This window comes from Vibrio sp. JZG10 (assembly GCF_054064075.1).
On the sequence record NZ_JBSUGE010000059.1, the window covers coordinates 1 to 950 of the forward strand.

The following is a 950-nucleotide window of genomic DNA, read 5'->3' on the forward strand; positions in this document are numbered from 1 at the left end:
GCCCTCTGTATGCGCCATTGTAGCACGTGTGTAGCCCTACTCGTAAGGGCCATGATGACTTGACGTCGTCCCCACCTTCCTCCGGTTTATCACCGGCAGTCTCCCTGGAGTTCCCGACATTACTCGCTGGCAAACAAGGATAAGGGTTGCGCTCGTTGCGGGACTTAACCCAACATTTCACAACACGAGCTGACGACAGCCATGCAGCACCTGTCTCAGAGTTCCCGAAGGCACCAATCCATCTCTGGAAAGTTCTCTGGATGTCAAGAGTAGGTAAGGTTCTTCGCGTTGCATCGAATTAAACCACATGCTCCACCGCTTGTGCGGGCCCCCGTCAATTCATTTGAGTTTTAATCTTGCGACCGTACTCCCCAGGCGGTCTACTTAACGCGTTAGCTCCGAAAGCCACGGCTCAAGGCCACAACCTCCAAGTAGACATCGTTTACGGCGTGGACTACCAGGGTATCTAATCCTGTTTGCTCCCCACGCTTTCGCATCTGAGTGTCAGTATCTGTCCAGGGGGCCGCCTTCGCCACCGGTATTCCTTCAGATCTCTACGCATTTCACCGCTACACCTGAAATTCTACCCCCCTCTACAGTACTCTAGTCTGCCAGTTTCAAATGCTATTCCGAGGTTGAGCCCCGGGCTTTCACATCTGACTTAACAAACCACCTGCATGCGCTTTACGCCCAGTAATTCCGATTAACGCTCGCACCCTCCGTATTACCGCGGCTGCTGGCACGGAGTTAGCCGGTGCTTCTTCTGTCGCTAACGTCAAACAACGCCGCTATTAACGACGCCGCCTTCCTCACGACTGAAAGTACTTTACAACCCGAAGGCCTTCTTCATACACGCGGCATGGCTGCATCAGGCTTGCGCCCATTGTGCAATATTCCCCACTGCTGCCTCCCGTAGGAGTCTGGACCGTGTCTCAGTTCCAGTGTGGCTG

1 rRNA gene is annotated in these 950 nt (G+C 54.0%); it reads right to left on the bottom strand.

What is annotated here, in order from left to right:
• Positions 1 to 950 (bottom strand): 16S ribosomal RNA (locus tag ACWYVB_RS24100); the annotation flags it as partial.